Genomic DNA, 24097 nt, shown 5'->3' on the forward strand with positions numbered 1-24097 from the left:
AGTTGTTAGCAACGTTTTCTGAACTTCTAAGATCGTTTTTTCATAGCCTATATGACAAAAAAAACTTAGGGAATCGCCAGTCATACCCTTCATTCTGATGTCCGATGTATCGCCCAAGGCTAAGCCTGGGCTGTGAATCTGCAACTTTTCAAAAAGTTCAATGTTTTTTTCGGCTCTGCACGGGGCCGCTGTAACGCACGGATCAGCGTTTCAGGATGGGGTGACAAAATATTGGCGGTTGATTGCCGCCGCCCCTGCCTGTAACACGGAAGCTTCGCCGAACTTGAATGTCTGAACGTTCATTCGCTGTGGTTCTGCATCAACGAAGCCTTCAGGATAGCCTAGTGCTACTACGCTGAGTACCTCCGCGTGTCTGTTAACAGCTCCTGTGCCGTAGCCCGATGCCATAGATGGCAATTGGAGGAGTGGGCATGGCAAGTTTGATCGGTGTTGTCAGCAAGGTAGTGGGCCAGGTATTTGCGGTGGGCCCTGGTGGCAACCGTCGCTTGTTGGTCGAAGGCGACCGCGTCTATGCAGGTGAAACCCTGGACACCGGCATTGGCGGCGCTGTGGCCGTGCACATGCAGAACGGTAGCGAACTGACCCTCGGCCGCGGCAGCAGCCTGGAGCTGACCCCGCAGTTGCTGGCTGGTGAGGCTCCCGTGCTGCAGGTGCAGGACGCCGACCCCTCCAATACCCAGTTGACCGATGTCGAGCGCTTGCAGCAGGCGATCGCTGCGGGCGACGACCCGACGCTGAACGCCGAACCCACCGCCGCAGGCCCCAACAGCCCTGCTGCCACTTTGAATGGGCCTGCAGGCAGCCTGGGCGGCGGCCATTCGTTCGTATTGCTCGAAGCGGTCGGTGGCTCCGTGACCCCTGTTATCGGCTTTCCGACCGAGGGCCTGGTGGTCAACCCTGAGTTCCCACAGCCCGTGGTCGGCGACCTCAACGTGAACCAGGCGGCGCCTGGCACTACGACCCCGCCTGTCACTCCTCCGGTTACTCCGCCGGTCAACAACCCTGTGATCATTGGCGACCTGGATAACAACGGCCCAGAGCACACCGTCTACGAAGCCAACCTGAGCAACGGCACCGATCCTAATGCCGATGCCCTGACCAAACGTGGCAGCTTCACGGTCGACGCCAAGGATGGCTTGGCGTCGCTCACCATCGATGGCGTGCAGGTGATTGCCAATAACACACTGGTCGGCACCAGCATTGTCGGGCAGGACGGCAACACGCTGACCATCACCGGTTATGACGCCAGCACCCAGACCATCAGTTACAGCTACACCCTAAGCCAGGCGCAGACCAACACTGGCAAAGCGGGCGAGGCGCTTTACGAAGACTTCAAAGTGGTCGCCACTGACCCGCAAGGCGACAGTGATACCGCCTGGCTGAACGTGAAGATCGTCGACGATGCCCCAATCGCCGCCGACGACACCAGCACCGTCGCCACCGAACAAACCCCGACCGTCACCGGCAACGTGCTGGACAACGACAAGGTCGGCGCCGACAGCAACGCCACTCCGGTTACCGCGCAAACGCTCGTGGGCGAGTTCGGCACGCTGACCCTGAACAACGACGGCAGCTACAGCTACACCCTGAAACCGGGCACCGTGCTGCCGAACGGCTTCAGCGGCAGCGACGTGTTCCAGTACACCCTCACCGACGGTGACGGCGACAGCACCACCGCCAAACTGACCGTACCGGTCGGCGGCGTCGACCACGGCGTGACCATCATCGGCCTGGACAACAAAGGCCCTGAACACACCGTCTACGAAGCCAACCTCAGCAACGGCACCGACCCGAACGCTGCGGCCCTGACCGTCAAGGGCAGCTTCAACATCGATGCCAAGGACGGCCTGACCTCGCTGACCATCGATGGTGTGCAGATCATCACCAACGACAAGCTGGTCGGCACCAGTGTCGTTGGCCAGGATGGCAACACCCTGACCATCACCGGCTACGACGCCAGCACCCAGACCCTGAGCTACAGCTACACGCTGAGCGAAGCGCAGTCGAACCTGGGCAAAGCGGATCAAGCGCTGTTCGAAGACTTCCGTGTGGTCGCTACCGACCCGCAAGGCCAGACCGACTTCGCCTGGTTGAACGTCAAGATCGTCGACGATGCCCCAATCGCCGCCGACGACACCAGCACCGTCGCCACCGAACAAACCCCGACCGTCACCGGCAACGTGCTGGACAACGACAAGGTCGGCGCCGACAGCAACGCCACTCCGGTCACCGCGCAAACGCTCGTGGGCGAGTTCGGCACGCTGACCCTGAACAACGACGGCAGCTACAGCTACACCCTGAAACCGGGCACCGTGCTGCCGAACGGCTTCAGCGGCAGCGACGTGTTCCAGTACACCCTCACCGACGGTGACGGCGACAGCACCACCGCCAAACTGACCGTACCGGTCGGCGGCGTCGACCACGGCGTGACCATCATCGGCCTGGACAACAAAGGCCCTGAACACACCGTCTACGAAGCCAACCTGAGCAACGGCACCGACCCGAACGCTGCGGCTTTGACCGTCAAGGGCAGCTTCAACATCGATGCCAAGGACGGCCTGACCTCGCTGACCATCGATGGTGTGCAGATCATCACCAACGACAAGTTGGTGGGCACCAGTGTCGTTGGCCAGGATGGCAACACCCTGACCATCACCGGCTACGACGCCAGCACCCAGACCCTGAGCTACAGCTACACGCTGAGCGAAGCGCAGTCGAACCTGGGCAAAGCGGATCAAGCTCTGTTCGAAGACTTCCGTGTGGTCGCTACCGACCCGCAAGGCCAGACCGACTTCGCCTGGCTGAACGTGAAGATCGTCGACGACGCCCCCATCGCCGCCGACGACACCAGCACCGTCGCCACCGAGCAAACCCCGACCGTCACCGGCAACGTGCTGGACAACGACAAGGTCGGCGCCGACAGCAACGCCACTCCGGTCACCGCGCAAACGCTCGTGGGCGAGTTCGGCACGCTGACCCTGAACAACGACGGCAGCTACAGCTACACCCTGAAACCGGGCACCGTGCTGCCGAACGGCTTCAGCGGCAGCGACGTGTTCCAGTACACCCTCACCGACGGTGACGGCGACAGCACCACCGCCAAACTGACCGTACCGGTCGGCGGCGTCGACCACGGCGTGACCATCATCGGCCTGGACAACAAAGGCCCTGAACACACCGTCTACGAAGCCAACCTCAGCAACGGCACCGACCCGAACGCTGCGGCCCTGACCGTCAAGGGCAGCTTCAACATCGATGCCAAGGACGGCCTGACCTCGCTGACCATCGATGGTGTGCAGATCATCACCAACGACAAGCTGGTCGGCACCAGTGTCGTTGGCCAGGATGGCAACACCCTGACCATCACCGGCTACGACGCCAGCACCCAGACCCTGAGCTACAGCTACACGCTGAGCGAAGCGCAGTCGAACCTGGGCAAAGCGGATCAAGCGCTGTTTGAAGACTTCCGTGTGGTCGCTACCGACCCGCAAGGCCAGACCGACTTCGCCTGGCTGAATGTGAAGATCGTCGACGATGCGCCTATCGCCAAGCCTGATTTCAACACCGCGTCGGATCACAACACCCGCATCAGCGGCAACGTGCTGAGCAACGACCTGATCGGTGCCGACAGCAACGAGCGACCAGTGACCGCCCAGGCCAACGTCAAAGGCACTTACGGCACGCTGAACCTCAACAGCGACGGTACCTACACCTACACGCTGAACGCTGACAGCGATGCCTACAAGGCGATCATTCCTGGCCAGCACGCCGAGGAGCATTTCCGGTACCAGATCACCGATGGTGACGGCGATACCGCCACCTCCTGGCTCAACATCCAGGTCAACAACATCATCGACCCGATCACCCTGAACATTGCTCAGGACACCCTGACCATTCAGGAAAGCGCGCTGCCGGGCGGCACGCACGAGAACAAGGACGGCCAGACCGTTGACGGCACCTTCAAGGTCGATACCGCCGATGGCGTGCAGAACCTGAAAGTCGGTGGCGTGGATGTGGTCAAGGACGGCCAGGTGATGATCGACCAGGACGGCGCATCGGCGAAAACGCCGTACGGTACCTTCACCGTGACCGGCTACTCTGACGGCACCGTGTACTACAAGTACACCCTCGAAAAGGCTGCCGACCATGCGCCGGGGCAGGGGGCCAACACCCTCGATGACAATATCGCTATCGTCGCCGAGAGCCGCGGGCGCGAGGTTGCTACCGGCGAGCTGCACATGCGCATCGTCGACGACGTGCCTACCGCCAGCCAGGAAAGCCCGGTACTGGACGTGCATAACGCCGGCACCAACCTGATGCTGGTGCTCGACACCTCCAACAGCATGAACGGCGACAGCAAGGTCGGTAACCTGTCGCGCCTGGAGTTCGCCAAGCAGGCCATCGATACATTGATTGGCCAATACCAGGACCTGGGCGATGTGCGCGTGCAGATCGTCACCTTCAACACCTACGCCAACCAGCTCGAGTCCCGCTGGATGACCGCCGACCAGGCACGTGAAGTGCTCAAGGACATCACTGCCTCGGGTGGCACCAACTACGACTACGCCCTGGACAAGGCCGGCGAAGCCTGGAGTGCGCCGGGCGCGCTGGAGAAAGGCCAGAACGTCAGCTACTTCCTGTCCGATGGCAACCCCACGCTCTCCGATCAGCAGCCGCTGCCGGTCAAAGGCGTGCAGAGCGGCCGTGAAACCGAGCCGGGTGTGGGCGATGGCATCGATGCCAAGGAAGCCCTGGCGTGGGAAGGTTTCCTTCGTGACCACCAGATCAAGTCCTACGCCATCGGCATGGGCCCGAGCCTGGATACCAAATACCTTGACCCGATCGCCTATGACGGCGTGCTGGGGCAGGACAAGGACGCGCAATGGGCGCGCAACCTCAGCGACCTGCCCGAAGCGCTCGCGGGGACCGTGACCAGTGCACCGGTCAGCGGCTCGCTGGTGGGTGAGGGCGGTTTCGGAGCCGATGGTGGGCACGTCAGTGCGCTGACCGTCGACGGCGTGACCTGGACTTACGTACCGGCCAATGGCCGAGAGCTGAGCAGCGTTCAAGCCAGCGACCCGAACGCCAAGTACAGCTTCAACCCCGCGAGCGGCGAGCTGACCATCAGCACCGCGCACTCGGGTGAGCTGTCGGTCAACCTCAATACCGGTGCCTATCAATACGCGCTGAAAAACGGCAACAGCGGCGGCTACCGCGAGAACATCACCTTCACGCTGGAAGACCATGACCGCGACACCGCCAGCTCTTCGCTGGTGGTTACGGTCAAGGCTGCGGCCGAGGGTGACTTCACCGCCAACAACGTCAATCGGCTGCGCGTGCTGGACGATGCGCGCACCATCGAGCGTTCGGATTTCCACGCTAACACCGCGATTCTGCTGGCGACGGTATTGGTAGCGGGCACGTTGGGTACGCCTGAGAATGGTCGCCTGTCCGATGCCCTGACCGTGACACTGCATAAAGGTGAAACGCTGGACGTCAGCCAGCTCGACGGCAAGGCAGCGGTGTTGAGCTGGGCTGGCAGCGATGGCGTTTACCACACCTTGGGCAAGGATGGCTTCACTGCCGACCACGACGGCCAGTACCACATCAAGGTCACTGCTTCGCCGGTGGCTGCGGCGCAGGCCCAGGACAGCGACTACAGCCTGCAGCTGGGGCTGCATTATGGCCAGCCGCAGGTTGAAACCCAGCCAGCGCAACCCAATCGGGTCGAGGTGCAGTCGGTCGAGCACACCAGCCACGCCCGTGTAGCGGTGGCCCAGGCCGCAGAGCATGCGGACTCGGCCAATGCCCAAGCCAAGGCTGGCGGTGAAAAAACGCAGCCACATGAGCTGAGCACGTTGCTGGGCGATGAGCACGAGCAGCCACTGTTGACCTCCGCCCAGGGCGAGCAGGGCCATGATGTGCTAGTAGCTGGCAGCGGCAACGAGGTGCTGAGCGGCGGCGCGGGTGCCAATACCTTCACTTGGGAACCGGGCAGCAGCGGCCACGATGTAGTGACCGACTTCAAGCCTGGCGTGGACACGCTCGACCTGAGCCAGCTGTTGGGTGATGTGGCCAAGAGCGGCTCGCTGGATGACTTCTTCAAAGTCACCCAGAACGGCAAGGGCGATGATGTCAGCACGACCCTGATCGTCGGCAAAGGCAGCAATGCCCAGTCGATCGAGCTTGAGCACGTGAACCTGGCCGAGCAGTACCACGCTACTACGCAAGCCAATGGTGGCAATGGGCTGGTGGTCAGTGCCCACGACGTGATCAACGGCCTGCTGGGCGACCATTCGCTGAAGGTCGAAGTGTCCTGACAGCGCCGCTGGCGGGCTCAGCAGGTGGCGCAAGCTGCCTGCTGGCCTGTACCGGAATCGCCAGGCAGTTATCCACTGGCCTGGCGTAGCCCCGAGGCTTCGGCATTGCGCCAGGTTGCCTGCTCATCGGCATAATGCCACTACATCGCACGATCAGACATTTGCTGATACGCTCAGCAACGCCCAATGCCAGCTCCTCGGGAGCCCTTTCATGCCCAATTCGAATCGCGCCTGCCCGGTCGTGTTCCCCCACACCGCGCGCGCCTCGCGTGACCCGCTGTCGGATATCGAACTGTTGCACAGCATCAGCGTTGCGCTGATCGGTGAACAGGACCGCGAAGCGCTGTATGGCAAGATCGTCGACGCGGCGGTGGCCATCACCGGTTCGCAGTTCGGCACCATGCAGATGCTTTGCCCCACAGGCGACCAGTCCGGGCATGGCGGGCAGTTGCAATTGCTCTACTCCCATGGCTTGCCCCCCGAGGCCATAGATTTCTGGCAATGGGTCGATACCAGCGCGCGCAGCAGCTGCGCCCAGGCGCTCACCTTGCGCCAGCGGGTGATCATCCCCGACTTCGAACAATGGCCGGCGATTGCCGGGACCAAAGACCTGATGGCTTTTCGCCGGGCAGGCATCCGTGCGGCGCAAACCACGCCGCTGATGACCCGGGACGGCCAATTGCTGGGCATGATTTCCACTCACTGGCGCGACCCCCATCACCCTAGCGCCCGTGACCTGCGCCTGCTCGATATTCTCGCTCGCCAGGCGGCCGATCTGCTGGAGCGCACTGCGGCCGAAGAAGCCTTGCGCCTTTTCAATGAAAACCTCGAGCAGCGTGTGCAGGAACGCACCGCCGAGCTGCTCCAGGCCGAGGAAAAGCTGCGCCAGTCGCAGAAGATGGAAGCGGTCGGGCAGCTTACCGGCGGCCTGGCTCACGACTTCAACAACCTGCTGGCGGGCATCTCAGGCGCCTTGGGCATGATGGAGCGACGCATCGAACAAGGCCGGCCCGAAGACCTGGCCAAGTACCTTGTAGCGGCCCAAGGGGCGACCCAGCGTGCCGCATCGCTCACTCATCGGCTGCTGGCGTTCTCGCGCCGGCAGGCACTGGACCCGCGCCCCACCGATGTCAATGTGCTGATGCATGGCATGGTCGAGCTGGTGCAGCGCACGGTAGGGGCACGCATTCTCAGTCAAGACCGAGGCGGCCGATGAGCTATGGCAAGCCCGGGTAGACGCCGGCCAACTGGAAAACGCACTGCTCAATCTCTGCATCAACGCCCGTGACGCAATGCCGGAGGGCGGGCACATGACCCTGCGCACCCGCAACCACAGGCTCGCCGTGCAAGGCCAACACAGCACCGCGTTGCCGGCTGGCGATTACCTGTGCCTGAGCGTCACCGATACCGGTACCGGGATCGCACCGGACATCCTGGCACGGGTATTCGAGCCCTTCTTCACCACCAAGCCGGTGGGCCAGGGCACCGGCCTGGGCCTGTCGATGATCTACGGGTTCGCCCAGCAGTCTGGCGGCGGGGTGGGCATCACCTCGGTGGTGGGGCAGGGTACCGAGGTGTCGATCTATCTGCCGCGCTGTCATGAGGCAGCTGCTGGCCAAACCGGTATTGCGCCGGTTGCCGAACCCTCGAACATCGTTGCCATGGCACCGCACATCGCGGTGCATGCCTGACTCCGGCAAGGCCGAGATTTGCAGCGCCGACGCAGGCGCGGGTTCCGATCAGTGGTGGCGAGGCTTGAGCAGCGCGGGCTTTTCATCCGGCGCGTGGCTGATCAGGTAGAGGCCGGTCAGGATTTCCGGGATCTGCACGATCATCTCGTCCAGCAGGTCGGCATCGCGTGCGATGTCAGCGAATTCGGGTTGCTCGTCGAACAGCCCGGAAGCCGCCATGATCGGCAGCAGCAGCTCGCTCACCTCATCCTCGGCAGTGTCGAACCAGGCAGCCTCGCGCAGGAACACCCCCTCCATGAAGCCAATGCACCAGCCGCGCAGGTCGGACTCGTCGGGTTCATCGCCCAGGTCCAGGTCGCAGGGCAGCTCGAACTCGTCGTCACTGGCCAGCTGGCGGGCAATGTGAGCCTTGAGCGCGACCAACGTGGTTTCGACTTCCTCGCGCTGGGCATCGCCACTGTAGTGAGGCTCCTCGGCGAACAGCGCATCGATCCATTCGCGCTCAGGCACTGGCTCGGCGCAGATCGACAACGCAGTGAGGTAGCCGTGCGTGGCAATGTAGTCCAGCGCTTCCTCGTGCAGGTCATCGGCGTCGAGGAAAACTTGCAGGCGTGTGAGTTGCTCAGCGAAGGACATTGAGGGGCTACCTTGGGGGGTGGGGACAAAGGTCAATTCTAGGCCCTGCATGGGCATTAACGCCAGCGACCGGACCAACGCGCCCCGCTGGGGTATACTGCCGCGCTCAACGTCTGGTTCACCTGTGGTTACGTTTTCGCCGCAGCGCCATGCGTTTTCTCATCCACACTTCGCGGCGAGTGTTTCCAAGGGGTCAGAGGTTACGATGCACGAACAGGCACTGCGCGTTCTCAAGGATGTATTCGGCTATGACAGCTTCCGTGGCCGTCAGGGCGAGATCATCGAGCGCGTGGCCAACGGCGGCGATGCGCTGGTGCTGATGCCCACTGGCGGCGGCAAGTCGCTGTGCTACCAGGTGCCGGGGTTGCTGCGAGGAGGCCTGGCGGTGATCGTCTCGCCGCTGATCGCGCTGATGGACGATCAGGTCGCGACCCTCGACGAACTGGGTGTGGCCGCCGCCGCGCTGAACTCCACGCTCGATGCCGAGCAGCAGCGGCAGTTGGCGGTTCGCCTGCGCCAGGGCGAGGTCAAGATGCTTTATCTTGCGCCGGAGCGCCTGGTGCAGCCGCGCATGCTCAGCTTTCTGCAGCAACTGGACATCGCCCTGTTCGCCATCGACGAGGCGCACTGCGTTTCGCAGTGGGGCCATGACTTCCGCCCCGAGTACCTCGAGCTGGGCCGCCTGGCCGAGTTGTTCCCGGATGTCCCGCGCATCGCACTGACCGCCACCGCCGACAAGCGCACCCGTGAAGAAATCGTCAACCGCCTGCACCTGCACGACGCCGAGCGGTTTCTTTCAAGCTTCGACCGGCCCAACATCTTTTACCGCATCCTGCCCAAGGAACAGCCCCGCAAGCAGTTGCTGAGCTTTCTCGCCCAGCGCAAGGGCGATGCAGGCATCGTCTATTGCCTGTCACGCAAGAAGGTCGATGACGTGGCTGCCTTTCTCTGCGAGCAAGGCTATCCGGCGCTGCCTTATCACGCCGGGCTGCCGGCCGACCTGCGGGCCTTCCACCAGAAGCGCTTTCTCAATGAAGAAGGGCTGATCATGGTAGCCACCATCGCGTTCGGGATGGGCATCGACAAGCCCAACGTGCGTTTCGTCGCGCACATGGACCTGCCCAAGTCGCTGGAGGCGTATTACCAGGAAACCGGCCGCGCCGGCCGCGATGGCCTGCCAGCCGATGCCTGGATGGCTTATGGGCTTCAGGATGTGCTGATGCTCAAGCAGATGATGCAGAACTCCGAAGGCGACGAGCGCCACAAGCGGGTCGAGCAGCACAAGCTCGATGCCATGCTGGCCCTGTGCGAAGAAACCCGCTGCCGCCGCCAGGTGATGCTTGCCTATTTCGATGAAGACCTGCCCCAGCCTTGCGGGCATTGCGACAACTGCATCGATGGCGTGCAAACCTGGAATGCCACCGAGCCTGCGCGCCAGGCGTTGTCGGCGGTGTATCGCACCGGCCAGCGCTATGGCGTTGGGCATCTGGTCGATGTACTGCTGGGCAAGGACAACGAAAAGGTCCGCCAGGCAGGGCACCAGCAACTGGCGGTGTTCGGGGTGGGCAAGGGCATGGCCGATGGCGAGTGGCGCACGCTGTTCCGCCAACTGGTCGCCCGTGGCCTTGCCGACATCGACCTCGAAGGTTTCGGCGGCTTGCGCCTGACCGACGCGTGCCGCCCACTGCTGCGCGGCGAACAGGAGCTGGAACTGCGCCGCGATACCAAGCCGCAAGTGGCCGCCCGCTCCAGCAGCGGTGGCAGCCCGGCCAGCCAGTTGGTGCGCGGCGAGGAGCGCGAGCAGTGGGAAGCGCTGCGGGCCCTGCGCCGGCGCCTGGCCGAAGAGCACAAAGTGCCGCCCTACGTCATCTTCCCCGATTCCACCCTGCTTGAAATGCTGCGCAGCCAGCCGCGCGACCTTGGCGACATGGCTCAGGTCAGCGGCGTGGGTGCGCGCAAGCTCGAACGCTACGGGCAAGCGTTTCTGGAAGTGCTCGCCGGTGGCGAGGCGCCCGCGGCGCAGGCATCGCCCACCGACCTGCGCCATGAGCTGGTGAGCCTGGCCCGTGCCGGCATGACGCCCGCGCAGATCGCCGGGCAACTCAAGTGCAGCGAGAAGAACGTCTACAGCCTGCTCGCCGAACTGATCGGTGAGCAGCAACTGTCGCTCGAGCAGGCACTGGACCTGCCCGAGGATCTACTCATGGAATTGCAGGACGCCTTCCTCGATGGCGAGGGTGAGTTGCCTCCGGTCAGCGAGGTCCAGCCTCTGTTTGCCAGCCGCGTGCCCGATGGCGTCCTGCATTGCGTACGCGCCGCCTTGCTGGCCGAGTTCGAGCTATGACACACGCCTGCGCCTGCCTTGCGCGTTGGCACGGGGCATGCTTAGCTCACTAACCAATTATTCGAACGCGTCTTCTGAACCGTGAGTTTTCTATGCCGTTGAACGATCAACACCGCTTCGGTACTCAACTGGCGCAATTGTCGCGCGCCTGGCGTGGCGAGCTCGACCGGCGCCTGGCAGGCCTTGGCCTTTCGCAGGCCCGCTGGCTGGTGCTGCTGCACCTTGCACGCTTCACCGAAGCGCCTACGCAACGCGAACTGGCCAAAAGCGTCGGAGTTGAAGGGCCGACCCTGGCGCGCCTGCTCGACAGCCTTGAAAGCCAGGGCCTGGTGCAGCGCCAGGCGGTGCAGGAAGATCGGCGCGCCAAGAAGATCACACTGAGCCAGGCGGCCATGCCGCTGATCGAGCAGATCGAAGCGATCGCACAGGCATTGCGCTCGGAGCTGTTTGGTGGCGTGGGCGAAGAAGAGCTGCGTGTGGCGATGGCGGTGCACGCCAAGGTGCTGGCGAATCTGGAAAAGAAATCCTGAAGCGTGCGCTTTGAGAATGAACGAGCGCAGGCTATAACGATGTTACCGGTAGCAGTATTTCCCAAGGGATGCTCATGCACATGCGTTTCACGCCCCCACGCAGGCTGGCCCTGCGCCTTCTGAAGGCCTCCTGCCTCGCCACCGCGTTGGCGCTGCCTGGCATGGCCAGCGCGCTAGGGCTTGGAGACATCAGCCTGCATTCGGGGCTGAACCAGCCATTCAACGCCGACATCGAGCTGCTCGACGTGGCAGGGCTCGGCCCTGAAGACATGCGTGTGGCACTGGCATCCCCGGAGGCTTTCGCCAAGGCTGGCCTCGACCGCTCCTTCTTTCTCTCCGACCTGCGTTTCACGCCGGTTTTCCGAGGTGGGCGTGCGTTCATTCATGTGGCTTCCAGCAAGGCCGTCATCGAGCCTTACCTGAGTTTCGTCGTGCAGGTCGACCGGCCCAGCGGCCAGGTACTGCGCGGTTACACGCTGTTGATCGACCCACCCGGTACCGTGGCGCTGGCCCCGGCGCAGATTCCCAGTCCCGGAAGCCGACAGGCGGCCGCTGCGGCTGCCGCCCCGACCGTGCAAACCACGCCGGCCGCGCCCGCGGCCGAGCGCGCGCGGCCGGCTGCACTGGAAGGCAAACGCTATGTGGTACAGAAGGGGGATACGCTCTGGACCATTACCCAGCGGCTGGTGGCTGCCGGCACGCCAACACCGGCCAATGACCTTGCCCGCGACTTGCGGGCCCTGAACCCGGCACGTGGCCCGCTCAAGGCTGGCCAGTCATTGTTGCTGCCCGACACTGCTGTACTGCCGCAGGCGGCGGGGGATGAGCCCGCGCCCTCTGCACCTGCACAGGCCGCGCAGGGCGTTGCATCCGCTTCGGTGCCTGCCCCGGACATGGCCGCAAGCGTGCTCAATCAACAGTTGCAGCAGAACCTCGATGACCTGCAGGCTCAGGTCAAGGGCCTGGAGGGCGACCTTGCCAGCCGCGATCAGCACATCGCCGACCTGCAGGGCCAGCTTTCCGGCGGTAAGCCTGCTGCAGCGCCGGTAGCCGCTGCACCTGCTATACCGCAACCGGCCCCGCCAGCCCAGGCTGCGGCGCCAGCCCCAGCGGCTGTTCAGCCCGCACCGGCGGCGCCCACGGCCCTAGTGGCCGAGCCCGTCATGGCGGAGGATGACAGCTGGATGTATCAGGTTGCTGCACTGTTGGCGGTGGTGTTGTTGCTGGGCCTGCTGCTGTGGCGCCGGCGCTCGGCCAATGCGCCCAAGCCCGTGGCCGAGCGGCAACCCAGCGAGGCACCGAAACCCTACAGCGGCCCGGCCGTGGCGGCCACGCCAGCACTGGAGGAAGCCGACGACAGCCAGGAGCCGCCGGTGGCGCCGGGGCCAGCCCCTGCGCGCAAGGCACCTCCGGCAACCGATGCCCTGGACGGCGCCAGCATCTATATCGCCTATGGGCGTTTCAACGAAGCGTTGGGCATCCTGCGTGAAGGCGCCAAACGCGAACCTGGGCGTGTCGATCTGCGCTTGCGCATCCTCGAGGTGCTGGCCATGCAGGGCGACACCGCTGCCTACGCCGAAGAAGACCGGCAGCTTCGCCAGCAGGGCATCCCGGCTCATGAGCTCGACCGGGTCCGAGAGCGTTACCCCAAGGTTGCCCTGGCGCTGGCTGCCAGCGCTGCGGCGGCCGTGGCCTTGAGCGCAGAGGCAGAGCACGCCGAGCTGGAGCCGCCTGTGCAAGCCCAACCTGAGCCGCTGCCGGCCGCTGACGAGTTGCCACTCGATCTTGAGCTCAATGACCTGCCCGACCTGTCTGACCTCGACCCGCCAGCCGAGCCTGCCGGTGCTGACCCCGGCGAGTTCCAGCTGAGCCTCGACGACCTCTCCCTGGATGCCGACTGGGCCTCCATCGACCCGTTCGACACGCCGGCATTGCGCCCGGCAGGCATTGCCGAGGTGGAGCCTGAGCTTTTCGAAGAGCCGATGCTGGTAGACCCAGGCTTTACCAGCAACCTCAAGGAACTGCCGGAAGTCTTCGAAATGCCCGAGGAGGATTTTCTCGGCGATTTTACCGCCGAGGAGGTAGAGCCTCTGGTGCTGGAGCCGGTGCAGGAGTTCGATGCCAGCACGCTGGAGGTCGATTTCGAACGTGATTTCGCTGGCGCCCCTGGCGCAGCCGGGAATGAGTTCGACCTGACCGGAGAGCTGCCCAACCTGCCTGACCTCGATGAGCTACCTTCGCTGGGCGAGTTGACCGAGCTGGGTGAGCTCTCGCTGGACCTGGACGACATCGAAAGCCAGTACGACGGCGCCGAGAAACTGGACCAGGCGCGCGCGCTGATCGAAGACGGCAAGGCCGAGGCCGCAAGCGGCCTGCTTTACGAGCTGCTGCGTGAGGGCGATGGCATCAGCCGCGACCAGGCGCGCACCCTGTTGGCAGAGCTGGAGGGCCGTTGACCATGGCCGGTACTGCGCTTATCAGCATTACCTACTGCACTCAGTGCCAGTGGTTGTTGCGGGCCGCTTGGCTGGCGCAGGAGCTGCTCAGTACGTTCGCTGATGAGCTGGGCGGTGTGACGCTGGTGCCCGGGACTGGCGGAGTATTCGAGATTACCTGTGACGGGCAGGTAATCTGGGAGCGCAAGGCTGACGGTGGCTTCCCTGAAGCGAAGGCCCTCAAGCAGCGTGTACGCGATCGCATCGACCCTGAGCGCGACCTGGGCCACAACGACCGCTAGCGTTTGAGCGCCGGCAGTACGGCTGCCGCGACGATAAGCGCGCCGCCGGCCAGCATCGGGCCGGTGGGCCGTTCGGTGAAGATCCACCAGGCGAAGGCAATGCCGTAGACCGGCTCCATGGCGAACACCACTGCGGCAGTGCGGGCCTTGACCACCTGCAGGCTGGCGACGAACAAGCCATGCGCCAGCCCCGTACAGAACACACCCAGCAACGCCAGCCAGAGCCAATCCATTGCGCGAAGGCTACCCGCCACAGGCAGCGCCCAGGGCAACAACACCAGCATCACCACCGCGTTCTGGCAGAGCGCCGCTTGTACCGGGCCGATGCTGGCGGGCCGTGCGCGGTTGAGCAGCGCCAGCAAGGCGAACAACAGTCCCGAGAGCACACCCCACAGCAGCCCCGTCGTCGCTCCAGTGGCCAGATCGAAATGCGGTGTCACCAGCACCAGGCCAATGGTCACCGCCACGACCTGAAGCGCTTCCACCCGGCGCAAACGCTCGCGGAAAAGCACGGTTTCGAATAACACCGTGAACGCCGGAAAGCTGCAAAAGCCCAAGGTGCCGATTGCTACGCCGCCGACCTTGATGGCCTGGAAGAACGTGACCCAATGCGCTGCCAGCAGCAGCCCGGCCAGGGCGAGTTGCCTACCGCCAGCAGGGCCCAGGCGCTGCCAGCGCTCGCCACGTGACAAACCTATGAACGCCCCCAGCGCCAATACCGCAAACAGGGCGCGTGCGCACACGATGACCCAGGGCGTAGCTTGCGCCAATTTGCCGAAGATCCCGGCAAGGCCGAACAGCAAGGCACCGGCATGCAGGGCGAGCAGCGCGTGGCGTGGCTGCATCGAGGGTGCTCCCTTACTCAGTGGCGCCAGAAGGCGGGCATGAACAACACCAGCACGGTGACGATTTCCAGCCGGCCGATCAACATGCCAAACGACAACAACCACTTGGCCGCATCCGGCAGCGGTGCGAAGTTGCCCGCCGGGCCGATGGTGTCGCCCAGCCCCGGGCCTACACCTGCCACGGTGCTGGCGGCACCGGTGAGCGCCGTCATCCAGTCCAGGCCCATCAGGCCCAGCGCCAGGGCGATCAGGCCGATGGTGGCGCCGAAGAAAAACGAAAAGGTCGGCACCGAGCGCACGATCTCTTCGTCCAGCCGGTGGCGGTTGTACTGCTGGCGGATCACCGCGCGTGGGTGGATCAACTGGTTGAGGCTGGCCTTGAGCAGGATCCACGCCACCTGGAAACGGAAGATCTTGATGCCGCCCGCCGTGGAACCAGAGCAACCGCCGATGAACCCCAGGTAGAAGAAGAACATCAGGGCGAAGTTGCCCCACAGGCTGTAATCGCCCAAGGCGAAGCCCGTGGTGGTGATGACCGAGGTGGTGTTGAAGGCGACGTGGCGCAGTGCGTCGTACCAGGGCAGGCCGGTGGTCGCCCAGTACCAGGTGCCCATCACCGCCCAGCACACCAGCAACAGCCCGATGAAACCGCGCACCTGTTCGTCGCGCCAAAGCGCCCATCGGTTGCCGCGCAGGGTGGAAACATACAGGGCGAACGGCAGGCTGCCGAGATCATCACCACCACTGCCACCCAGTGCACCGCCGGCTGTTGCCACTTGGCAAGCGACAGGTCAGAGGTGGAAAACCCGCCGGTGGAAATGGCCGACATGGCGTGGTTGATCGAGTCGAAGCCGCCCATGCCGGCCAACCAGAACCCCAAGGCGCCCAGCGCTGTGAAGCAGACGTACACCAGCACGATCGACTTGGCCACCATGTGCGAGCGGGGCATCACCTTTCGGAACGGTCGGAGGACTCGGTCTGGAACAGCCGCATGCCACCGATGCGCAGCATCGGCAGGATCGCTACCGCCATGCCGATAAAGCCAATGCCGCCAAGCCAGTGCAGCAGCGAGCGCCAGATCAGGATGCCGGGGGACATGCCATCGAGCCCGCTGAGCACGGTGGAGCCGGTGGCGGTGATGCCCGACATGCTTTCGAAGAAAGCATCGGTGTAGCTGATGTGCTGGGTGAACAGAAAGGGCAGGGCAGCGAACACCGCCACGATCACCCAACTGCTGACGGTGAGCATGTACATGTCGCGTGGGCGCAGGTGCACCTGCTCGGGCCGGCCGCGCAGCACCAGCAGCGTGCCCGCCAGGAAGGTGAGGGCGCTGGCCCAGATGAACGGGCGCAGTTCGGCCTGGTCGCCGTAGTACAGCAGCGTGGCCATCGGCAGCAGCATGCTGACCGCCAGGGTGATCAGGAAAATCCCGATGATGAAGCCGATGATGCGAATGGTCGCCGAGGCCATGGTGCCCACGCTGGCAGGAAATCAGCCGGCCATTCTACCCGTGCCCGCCGGGCTGTAAACGCCAGGCTGGCATTCGCCGCGTGGCCACGGTAGCGTGCGACTGATTTTGTTCCCCGCTGGCACGTTCTTGCTGCATAGCCGACGCATTGAAGGAGAAACATGATGGATGCATTGAGACACTTTGCTGCACCGGGTTTCGGTAGGCCGCCTGGTGGCTCCGGCGCCGAACGCCGAACAACGCGAGATCCTGTTCCAGGCGGCATTTCGCGCCCCGGACCACAAAGTGCTGCGCCCTATCGCTTCCTGACCATCGAGGGCGAGGGCCTGGATCGGTTGGGCGACTTGCTGGCCGAGGCCACGGCAGCATCGGCCGATGATGTACCCCAGGCCGCCATCGACAAGGCGCGCAAGAACCCTCAGCGAGCACCGCTGATCGTCGTTGCCATTGCCTGCCTGCAAGAGCACCCGAAGGTGCCGGCCAGCGAGCAGTTGCTGACCGCTGGCTGCGCTGCCCATGGCCTGATATTGGCGGCCTACGCCCAAGGCATCGGCGCGATGTGGCGAAGTGGTGAGGTGTCGTTTTCGCCCATCGTTGCCCGTGGCCTGGGGCTTGCGGCCAACGAGCAGGTCATCGGCTTCATCTACCTGGGCACCGCAGAAACCGAGCCTCGCTCGCCAGCACCGCTGCCCAGCGCTGAATACGTCAACGCCTGGAACGGGCAATAAGCGGCACGGCCATGAACCTGGACACCCGCATCAAGTTCCGCCACTTGCTGTGCTTTCTGGAAATCGCCCGGCAAGGCAGTTTCGCCCGTGCCGCCGATGCCATGGCGGTGAGCCAGCCTGCGATCTCCAAAACTCTCAAGGAGCTTGAGGACCTGCTTGGTACGCGGCTGTTCGAGCGTGACAAGGCAGGCGTGGAGCTGACTGCGGCCGGCACCCGCTTCATGCGTTACGCGGGCCCGTGCGTGCAGGCGTTGCGTGAAGGCGTGAACACCTTGCGCAGCGATCGCCACGAGCCGCCGCTGGTGCGCGTTGGCGTGCTCTCGACCGTGGAAAGCCAGCTGATGCCCTTGGTGCTGCAGCGCCTGCATGCACGGCACCCGGCGCTGGTGGTGAGTGTGGCCACCGGGCCAGGGGCCTATCTGTTGGGGCAGTTGCACGTGGGTGACCTGGACCTGGTCATCGGCCGCATGACCGACAGCCCGCAGGTGCAAGGCCTTGCCTTCGAGCATCTGTACAGCGAAGCGATGACGCTGATCGTGCGCCCCGGGCACCCGTTGCTGCCCTTGGGGCCGGCAGCGCGAGAAGCCGCCAGTCGATACCCGCTGGTGCTGCCACTGGCTGGCACCACCATTCGCAAGCACGCCGACAGCCTGTTCGTGCAATGCGGCATCGAACTCTCGGCGCAGCGGCTGGAAACGCTTTCACCGACCTTGAGCCGGCGTTACGTGCTGGGCAGCGATGCGATCTGGGTCGCCCCGCGCGATGCGGTTCGCCTGGAATTGGGGTTGGGAGAGTTGAGCGAGCTGGACCTGGGCGTACACGAGCCGGGCGGCTCGGTGGGCCTGTGCAGCAACGCGGCATTGCCGCTGCCGTTACCGGCGCACTGGGTGTGCGAGGTGGTCCGGGAGGTAGCCGGGCAATACCGGCAAGGAGAGCAAGCCTTGCCGCCACAGGCGTGACGGCAGGGCCAGGTACTGCTTCAGAGCGCCAGGTCAGCGTCGGCTTTCGGCGCGACCGGGGATTTCGATGCAGCCGGCGAAGGGCTGGCGTTATTCACCGGTGGCGGGGTGTCGAGCTGCAGGATCTGGGCGGTGTAGGCCCATTCCTTGGCGACGGCGTCAGGGCTGTCGTTGAGCTTGGTGCCGTAGCTCGGAACGATTGCCTTGATCTTGGCCTGCCACTCAGGGGTGGCGACCTTGTCCTTGAACACCTTCTCAAGCACGTTGAGCATGATCGGTGCAGCGGTCGAGGCACCTGGCGAGGCACCCAGCAGGCCGGCGATCGAGCCGTCCTTGGACGCTACCACTTCGGTACCCAGTTTCAGCACGCCGCCCTTGGCCTCGTCACGCTTGATGATCTGAACGCGCTGGCCGGCTTGCCACAGGCGCCAGTCTTCCTTCTTGGCGTGCGGGAAGTAGGCTTGCAGGGCCTTGAAGCGGTCGTCGTCCGACATCATCAGTTGGCCGGCGAGGTATTCCACCAACGGGTACTCGTCAATGCCCACTTTGGTCATCGGCCAGAAGTTGTGGGTGGTGGTGCTGCTGAGCAGGTCGAAGTAGCTGCCTTGCTTCAGGAACTTGGTCGAGAAGGTGGCGAATGGGCCAAACAGGATCACGCGCTTGCCGTCGAGCACGCGAGTGTCCATGTGCGGCACCGACATGGGTGGCGCGCCGGTGGAGGCAATGCCGTAGGCCTTGGCCATGTGTTGCAGGGCCACGCTCTGGTTGTCGGTGACCAGGAACGAACCGCCGACCGGGAAGCCTGCGTATTCCCTGGCTTCAGGAATGCCGGACTTCTGCAACAGCTTCAATGCACCGCCGCCTGCGCCGATGAACAGGAACTTGGCGTCGGTTTCGGTGGTGTCACCGGTTTTCAGGTTCTTGTAGCTGACGCGCCAGCTGCCATCATCGTTGTGGGTGATGTCTTCGACTTCGCTGGAGAGCTTCAGGGTGAAGTTCTGCTTGGTCTGCAGGTTGGCCACGAACTGGCGGGTGATCTCGCCGAAGTTCATGTCGGTGCCGATCGGCGACCAGGTGGCAGCGATTTTCTGGGCCGGGTCACGGCCTTCCATCATCAGCGGGACCCACTTCTTGATCTGCTCGGGGTCTTCGGAGAACTGCATACCGCTGAACAGCGGGCTCGCCTTGAGCGCCTGGAAGCGCTTCTCGAGGAAGGCGATGTTGTCGTCGCCCCAGACGAAGCTCATGTGCGGGGTGGAGTTGATGAACGACTTGGGGTTCTTCAACACGCCGTTGGTGACCTGATAGGCCCAGAACTGGCGAGAGACCTGGAAGGCCTCGTTGATCTCGATCGCCTTGGCGATCTGCACCTTGCCGTCTTTGTCGGTAGGGGTGTAGTTGAGCTCGGCCAGGGCCGAGTGGCCGGTGCCTGCGTTGTTCCAGCCGTTGGAGCTTTCTTCGGCCACGCCATCCAGGCGCTCGACCATCTCCATCGACCAGCCCGGCTCCAGCTCATTGAGCCAGGTGCCGAGGGTGGCGCTCATCACACCGCCGCCGATCAGCAGCACGTCTACTTTCTTGATCTGGTCTGCGCACGCAGAGCCTGACCCCATCGAGACAGCCAAAGCCAGCCCGACCAGGGTAGTGTTGACCCTATCAAACATTGTGTTCATCCACGTTAGCGAGTGACCCACTGCCCACGGTTGGGTAGCAGGTGTTGGCGTATTTCAGGACTGCGGCGATGTTGTCGCTCCGATCCGCCGCCGCGATGGCTGAACCGGTTAATAAGTGGGCGCCACTATACCTGAATCCGCGACAATGTGGCGCCAGTGCGCAACGCAGAGCGGTGGTAGCGGCTGTATGCGAGTTGCGCCAAGCTTCAAGGTTTTGACAGGTTTTTCACATTTCTGAATGGATTTTGAACAGAAAGTGCGCGAACCCATTGAGTTACTTGAACTTATCAGCGCATTCCTGCTCTGATGCCGTAGCCATCGGTTGGGCGTGCCTGCTAAGCTCGGCGCCTCGTTCCGACTGCTCCCATGGCGCAACATTGAAGGAAACTGCATGAAACAGCATCGATTGGCCGCGGCTATCGCCCTGGTAGGTTTGGTACTCGCAGGTTGCGACAAGCAAACCAGCAGTGTCGAGCTGAAGACCCCCGCCCAGAAAGCCTCCTACGGTATCGGCCTGAACATGGGCAAGAGCCTGGCCCAGGAAGGCATGGACGACCTCGACTCCAAGGCCGTGGCGCTGGGTATCGAGGATGCCGTCGGCAAGAAGGAACAGAAACTCAAGGACGACGAACTGGTGCAAGCCTTCGCCGACCTGCAAAAGCGCGCCGAGGAGCGCATGGCCAAGAAGAGCGAGCAAGCCCTCGCTGACGGCAAGAAATTCCTCGAGGAAAACGGCAAGAAAGACGGCGTGACCACCACCGCTTCTGGCCTGCAGTATCAGGTCATCAAGCAAGGCGACGGCCCGCAGCCCAAGCCTACCGACGTGGTCACCGTGCACTACACCGGCAAGCTCACCGATGGCACCACCTTCGACAGCTCCGTCGACCGTGGCAGCCCGATCGACCTGCCTGTCAGCGGCGTGATCCCGGGTTGGGTCGAAGGCCTGCAACTGATGCACGTCGGCGAGAAGATCAAGCTGTTCATCCCGAGCGACCTGGCCTACGGTGCCCAGAGCCCGAGCCCTGCCATCCCTGCCAACTCGGTGCTGGTGTTCGACCTGGAACTGCTGGGTATCAAGGACCCGGCCCAGGCTGGCGCAGCTGCTGCCGACGAAGACGAAGACGGCGCAGCGGCTGCCGATGAGCAAGAGCAACAGCCTGCTGAGAAACCAGCGGCCAAGCCTGCCAAGAAGTAATACTGCCGCATCCACAGCGCCCCGTTCAGACGGGGCGTTGTCGTTTCGGGTCGGCACTGCTGCCGGCCTGTCCCATGCTGGGCCCTCGCCGGTTGCATCAAGTCGGTGAACTGTTGTCGAAAGGTTTGCCTAAGAGCGCTGATTGAAAAACGCCCGATCTGAGGTCGCCCCTTGGGCTACGGGCGCTTTGGGCTGAAAAGCCGTCACTGTTCACATGGTTATCCACAAAAATTGTGGATAACCCTTTCAGGGTCATTCACGGAGGTTTCATGAAGGCACCTTTCACGTTCTCACGCTTTCTCCCATTGGCCGAGCGCCTGCTCAGCCGGGGGCGGCTGCCAGCGTTGCTGCTGTCGGTAACGCACAAGCTGCGCGGCCGCGGTACAGGAAAGCTGCGCGATGACGTCATGCTGCTCAGCGCCCTGTGCGCCGCCTGGTGGCGGGGCGAGTATCGCGCCATCAGCGGCAAAGCGATGTTGTCGGTGGTGGCGGGGCTCTTGTATTTCGTCAGCCCCATCGATGCCATCCCGGATTGGTTGCTTGGCGTCGGCATGCTCGATGACATCGTGGTGCTGGGGTGGGTGATGAAGGTGCTGTCGGGTGAACTGGACGCCTTCCGCGCCTGGCGCGAGCAACAGTCACCCGAGCGCCTGCGCGATGCCGAGCGCGTGCCGGAAGGCACCAAGGTTCTGGAAGGCGAGTACCTGGGGCGTTGACCCAAAAGGCTGGCCCTGTGCCGCTACCGGCTGCGCCTAGACTGCCGCAACGCAAAGTGGATCGACGTCGGCGGGCCAGGCCGGTCGACAGGGAGAGGTGCTCATGAGCGTGCGGATCAGCCGCCAGAAATGGAACAACCTGCTCAGCGAACTGGATGTCGCGCAGCGGCAGCGGCATTTGCTTACCTACAGGGCCCTGCTCGAACGCCTGCAACTGCCGAGCCCGGCGATGCAGACACTCACCGCAGCCCTTGAATACCTTGCCACGCTCGACGCCCGCGCCGAGCAACCCCTGCGCAGTTCACTGGTGATCAGCCAAGGCGCCAGCCGCCTGCCGCGCACCGGCTTTTTCGAATGCGTCTCGCGGCTGGGGCGGTTCGACGGGCCTGCCGATGGGGTGGCTGCCGCCTCCTGGCATGCTTCTGAAGTGGTTCGCGTCTTCGAATACACCTATCCGGAACAGCTTCAGGCCTCCAACACGTAGATGCACGAACCGCTGGTGTCCTTGGCGTGATGCTTGGCTTCCGAGGCCAGCTCCGCCAGGCGGCTGGCGTCCAGCGCGGCACACGCTTGCGGGCGCAGGTGCACCACGCCCACTGACAGCGACAGCAAAGGGAACGTCTGGCGTTGGCCCTGGCGGTTGTGGGCGATGAAGCACCCGGCCTGCTGATGCTCCGGCCTGTAAAAGCGGTTGCACTGGTTCTGGAAGTCTTGCAGCAGTTTGTCGAGGCGCTGGCGCCAGTCGGCCGAGCCGAGTACCAGCATGAAGTCATCGCCACCAATGTGGCCCACGAAATCACGCGCCGGGTCGATGCGGTCACGCAGGCATTGCGCCAGGCACAGCAATATTTCGTCGCCGCGCCCATAACCGTACAGGTCGTTGAACGGCTTGAAGCTGTCCACGTCGACGTAGCACACCGCAGCCTCCCGCCCTTGTTGCAAAAGCCGCCCCAGGCACTGCTGGATAGGCACGTTGCCCGGAAGCAGGGTCAGCGGGTTGGCGTAACGGGCTTGCTGGATCTTGAGTTCGGTAATCAGCTTGAGCACGTCGATCACCCGGCCAAGGCCGCGGTAGTTGCCATTCTCGGTGATGATGAAATCTTCCTCGATGCGTTGGCGGGCACGGCTGGTCAGCAGCCGGCTCACCTGTTGCAGCGTCTGGCTGATGTCCACCGCCAGCACGTCATTGCTCATCAACCGGCTGATGGGTTTGCGCGCGAACAGTTCTGTTCCGAACGGCTTGAGCAAGGCATCGGACAGCGAATGCCGGTGCACGATGCCACAAGGCTGCCCCCGGGCGTCCACGACCGCCAGCGAGTTGAGGCTGGCCTGGTGACGAAACCGCTCGAGCACCTGCGCGGTGGGGGTGTCGCTGAGCACGGCGGGCTGGTCTATCAGCAGGTCTGTAAGGTCGTTGCCTTCATCCTGCAGTGCAGGCTGGCTTTCAAGCTTGGGCATCAGTGCCGGGGCCTCCCGCGGAGGGTGCTCCTGAGGCCTGGCGAGCAGATAGCCTTGCACCAGGTCCACGCCCATTTCAGTGAGCACGGCCAGCTCTTCGACCAGTTCGATCCCTTCGGCGATCACTTGGGCGCGGGAGGTACGGGCGATCTGCAGAATGGAGCCTACGAACTCGCGCTTGACCGCATCCTGATGGATGTTATCGATGAAGTGGCGGTCGATCTTCACGTAGTCCGGGCGCAGCTCCGACCATAGCCGCAAGCTCGAATAGCCGGCACCCAGGTCGTCCAGGGCGATGGTGAAGCCCATCGAGCGGTAGTGGTGCAGGGCGGTCGACAGCAGTTGGAAGTCGTCGGTGGGGGTTTGCTCGGTGAGCTCGATCACCACCTGCCGAGGCGTCAGGCCGAAGCGCTGAAGCAATTGCAGTGTCAGGCCTGACGGATGAATCGGCTCCAGCAGCGATTCGGGGAGACGTTGAGAAACAGCTTGCCGGCCAGCTTCTGATCGCTGAAACGCCGGCAGGCGCTTTCGCGGCAGGCGACTTCAAGCTCGCTCAGGCGGCCAGTCTGGCGGGCCACCGAAAACAGGTTGAGCGGCGAGTGCAGCGGGCTGTTGGACGGGCCGCGCGAGAGGGCCTCATAGCCGAGAATCCGTCGTTCCGACAGGCTCACGATCGGCTGGAACAGACTATGCACCCCGCCGCCCGAAATGATGGAGGTGAGGGCGCTCAGCTGTTCAGTGATGGTCATGCGCGGGTACCCCGACAACACAATAAG

Annotated in this window: 12 protein-coding genes and 4 pseudogenes; 11 read left to right on the forward strand and 5 right to left on the reverse strand. The window is 63.6% G+C overall.

The window, feature by feature from the left end; all coding sequences use genetic code 11:
* Positions 1–431: 431 nt before the first annotated feature.
* Entirely contained in the window at positions 432–6341 is a 5910-nt protein-coding gene (locus LN139_RS02960) for a retention module-containing protein (RefSeq protein ID WP_236358572.1), read from the forward strand.
* A 211-nt stretch (positions 6342–6552) separates the two neighbouring features.
* Positions 6553–7948 (forward strand): annotated as a pseudogene (locus LN139_RS25075) (ATP-binding protein); the annotation flags it as partial.
* 132 nt (positions 7949–8080) lie between these two features.
* Here LN139_RS25075 and LN139_RS02975 read toward each other — a convergent pair.
* Positions 8081–8668 (reverse strand): UPF0149 family protein, encoded by a 588-nt coding sequence (locus tag LN139_RS02975; RefSeq protein WP_236358574.1) that lies wholly within the window; start codon positions 8666–8668, stop codon positions 8081–8083.
* A gap of 205 nt (positions 8669–8873) precedes the next feature.
* On the opposite strand from LN139_RS02975, the gene recQ reads away from it, so the two are divergent.
* The 4 genes from recQ to LN139_RS02995 all read left to right on the forward strand — a co-directional run bounded on the left by recQ (position 8874) and on the right by LN139_RS02995 (position 14279).
* Positions 8874–11012: a DNA helicase RecQ gene (gene recQ / locus LN139_RS02980; RefSeq protein WP_236358576.1), complete on the forward strand. Its 2139-nt coding sequence runs from the start codon at positions 8874–8876 to the stop codon at positions 11010–11012.
* 92 nt (positions 11013–11104) lie between these two features.
* Complete coding sequence (gene slyA / locus LN139_RS02985; RefSeq protein WP_236358578.1) at positions 11105–11542, forward strand: transcriptional regulator SlyA; 438 nt, start codon at positions 11105–11107, stop codon at positions 11540–11542.
* Between the two features lie 74 nt (positions 11543–11616).
* A complete protein-coding gene (locus tag LN139_RS02990) occupies positions 11617–13998 on the forward strand; it encodes a FimV/HubP family polar landmark protein (RefSeq protein ID WP_236358580.1) in 2382 nt (793 codons plus the stop codon).
* Positions 13999–14000: 2 nt separating this feature from the next.
* Positions 14001–14279 carry a SelT/SelW/SelH family protein gene (locus LN139_RS02995; protein ID WP_236358582.1) on the forward strand — a complete coding sequence of 93 codons (279 nt, stop codon included), beginning with the start codon at positions 14001–14003 and terminating at the stop codon, positions 14277–14279.
* On the opposite strand, the gene LN139_RS03000 is transcribed toward LN139_RS02995, so the two are convergent.
* Together LN139_RS03000 and LN139_RS03005 are read right to left on the reverse strand one after the other, a co-directional pair.
* A complete protein-coding gene (locus LN139_RS03000) occupies positions 14276–15124 on the reverse strand; it encodes a DMT family transporter (RefSeq protein ID WP_236358585.1) in 849 nt (282 codons plus the stop codon). The genes LN139_RS02995 and LN139_RS03000 overlap by 4 nt on opposite strands.
* 17 nt (positions 15125–15141) lie before the next feature.
* Positions 15142–16594: pseudogene (locus LN139_RS03005) on the reverse strand (TrkH family potassium uptake protein).
* Positions 16595–16775: 181 nt separating this feature from the next.
* Here LN139_RS03005 and LN139_RS03010 point away from each other — a divergent pair.
* Together LN139_RS03010 and pcaQ are read left to right on the forward strand one after the other, a co-directional pair.
* Positions 16776–17320: pseudogene (locus LN139_RS03010) on the forward strand (nitroreductase family protein).
* 11 nt (positions 17321–17331) lie between these two features.
* Positions 17332–18279, forward strand: a complete 948-nt coding sequence (gene pcaQ, locus LN139_RS03015) for a pca operon transcription factor PcaQ (RefSeq protein ID WP_236358587.1) — start codon at positions 17332–17334, stop codon at positions 18277–18279.
* Between the two features lie 20 nt (positions 18280–18299).
* Here pcaQ and mqo read toward each other — a convergent pair whose 3' ends face one another.
* Positions 18300–19943, reverse strand: a complete 1644-nt coding sequence (gene mqo / locus LN139_RS03020) for a malate dehydrogenase (quinone) (RefSeq protein ID WP_236358589.1) — start codon at positions 19941–19943, stop codon at positions 18300–18302.
* A 400-nt stretch (positions 19944–20343) separates the two neighbouring features.
* On the opposite strand from mqo, the gene LN139_RS03025 reads away from it, so the two are divergent.
* From LN139_RS03025 to LN139_RS03035, 3 genes are all read left to right on the forward strand, one after another.
* Positions 20344–21147 carry an FKBP-type peptidyl-prolyl cis-trans isomerase gene (locus LN139_RS03025; protein WP_236358591.1) on the forward strand — a complete coding sequence of 268 codons (804 nt, stop codon included), beginning with the start codon at positions 20344–20346 and terminating at the stop codon, positions 21145–21147.
* A 269-nt stretch (positions 21148–21416) separates the two neighbouring features.
* Positions 21417–21863 carry a YkvA family protein gene (locus LN139_RS03030; RefSeq protein ID WP_236358593.1) on the forward strand — a complete coding sequence of 149 codons (447 nt, stop codon included), beginning with the start codon at positions 21417–21419 and terminating at the stop codon, positions 21861–21863.
* Positions 21864–21966: 103 nt separating this feature from the next.
* On the forward strand, positions 21967–22347 hold the full coding sequence (locus LN139_RS03035; RefSeq protein ID WP_236358594.1) for a hypothetical protein: 381 nt from the start codon (positions 21967–21969) through the stop codon (positions 22345–22347).
* Here LN139_RS03035 and LN139_RS24670 read toward each other — a convergent pair.
* Positions 22329–24070 (reverse strand): annotated as a pseudogene (locus LN139_RS24670) (GGDEF domain-containing protein). The gene LN139_RS03035 and the pseudogene LN139_RS24670 overlap by 19 nt on opposite strands.
* Between the last annotated feature and the right edge of the window lie 27 nt (positions 24071–24097).

Origin of the sequence: Pseudomonas sp. KNUC1026, assembly GCF_021650705.1 — a bacterium.
In the GTDB taxonomy this organism is placed as follows: Bacteria; Pseudomonadota; Gammaproteobacteria; order Pseudomonadales; family Pseudomonadaceae; genus Aquipseudomonas.

What these genes read in the sequence shown, in the direction of transcription:
- LN139_RS03025 (WP_236358591.1), top strand. Translation starts at nt 20,344, where the DNA reads ATGAAACAGCATCGATTGGCCGCGGCTATCGCCCTGGTAGGTTTGGTA.
- LN139_RS02960 (WP_236358572.1), top strand. Translation starts at nt 432, where the DNA reads ATGGCAAGTTTGATCGGTGTTGTCAGCAAGGTAGTGGGCCAGGTATTT.
- LN139_RS02990 (WP_236358580.1), top strand. Translation starts at nt 11,617, where the DNA reads ATGCACATGCGTTTCACGCCCCCACGCAGGCTGGCCCTGCGCCTTCTG.
- LN139_RS03030 (WP_236358593.1), top strand. Translation starts at nt 21,417, where the DNA reads ATGAAGGCACCTTTCACGTTCTCACGCTTTCTCCCATTGGCCGAGCGC.
- LN139_RS02995 (WP_236358582.1), top strand. Translation starts at nt 14,001, where the DNA reads ATGGCCGGTACTGCGCTTATCAGCATTACCTACTGCACTCAGTGCCAG.
- mqo (WP_236358589.1), bottom strand. Translation starts at nt 19,943, where the DNA reads ATGTTTGATAGGGTCAACACTACCCTGGTCGGGCTGGCTTTGGCTGTC.
- slyA (WP_236358578.1), top strand. Translation starts at nt 11,105, where the DNA reads ATGCCGTTGAACGATCAACACCGCTTCGGTACTCAACTGGCGCAATTG.
- LN139_RS02975 (WP_236358574.1), bottom strand. Translation starts at nt 8,668, where the DNA reads ATGTCCTTCGCTGAGCAACTCACACGCCTGCAAGTTTTCCTCGACGCC.
- LN139_RS03000 (WP_236358585.1), bottom strand. Translation starts at nt 15,124, where the DNA reads ATGCAGCCACGCCACGCGCTGCTCGCCCTGCATGCCGGTGCCTTGCTG.
- LN139_RS03035 (WP_236358594.1), top strand. Translation starts at nt 21,967, where the DNA reads ATGAGCGTGCGGATCAGCCGCCAGAAATGGAACAACCTGCTCAGCGAA.
- recQ (WP_236358576.1), top strand. Translation starts at nt 8,874, where the DNA reads ATGCACGAACAGGCACTGCGCGTTCTCAAGGATGTATTCGGCTATGAC.
- pcaQ (WP_236358587.1), top strand. Translation starts at nt 17,332, where the DNA reads ATGAACCTGGACACCCGCATCAAGTTCCGCCACTTGCTGTGCTTTCTG.